Below are 949 nucleotides of genomic sequence, written 5' to 3'. Positions count from 1 at the left end.
TTGACAATCCAACCGCGATCGATGCCATTAAACAGTCTATGAAAGACTATTGATTGAAATGAAAGGATAATTTGTATTCGCTAGTTATAAATAACTATTTTAAAATCATATAAAAGCTCATGAGTCGTCATGGGCTTTTTTTATTGACTCAACTAATTTATCAACGAAAAGAGTTAACGTTACCAAAATTTCAACAAAGCACTTGACCCCAAAATTGATTTGTTGTTATAGTCAATAACGATACGAAATAAATCATTTTAAAATAAAACGACGTTAATAGTAAACTATTGCGCCTAATACTTTTAAGCTTAGTACTTTTAATAATCCCAGACGCGTCTAGCAGCAGTCTTAAAAACAAGATAAGGATATCTTATGCATCATGTTCAGCAGCTCATTAATGGACAATTTCTCAAATCAACGACCAATGAATGGCTTGATATTACTGATCCAGCCACACAAGAAGTCATTGCCAAAGTCCCACAAACCACTGACGATGAGATCAATCAGGCCGTCGCTGCCGCCCAGAAAGCTTTCCAAACGTGGCGCAAAACGCCAATCACTACTCGTGCTCGTATCTTTTTAAGATATCAAGCACTCATTCGTGAGCATATGGATGAGCTGGCAGAAATTCTGACAGCAGAGCAGGGCAAGACTATCGCTGACGCTCGCGGGGATGTGTTCCGTGGTTTAGAAGTGGTTGAGCATGCAGCGGGTATTGCTAACTTACAGATTGGTGACTATGTTGAAAACGTTGCCTCAGGCGTTGATACTTATAGTGTTTGGCAGCCACTTGGCGTCTGTGCTGGTATCACCCCGTTTAACTTCCCAGCGATGATTCCACTATGGATGTTCCCAATGGCGATTGCTACGGGTAACACCTTTGTCCTTAAACCTTCTGAGCAAGACCCAATGGTCACCATGCGTTTGATTGAGCTGGCAGTAGAAGCGG

Annotated in this window: 1 protein-coding gene; it reads left to right on the top strand. The window is 41.1% G+C overall.

Going from position 1 to position 949, the window contains the following annotated elements; translation table 11 throughout:
• Nucleotides 1–372: 372 nt before the first annotated feature.
• Nucleotides 373–949: aldehyde dehydrogenase family protein (locus tag ACS8FD_RS17525; RefSeq protein WP_439276789.1), on the top strand; the 577-nt coding region annotated here is incomplete at its 3' end.

The sequence above is a fragment of the Psychrobacter sp. 1U2 genome (assembly GCF_051847575.1).
Note: the sequence above shows the minus strand (reverse complement) of the source record. Positions and strands in the feature narration are given on the sequence as shown.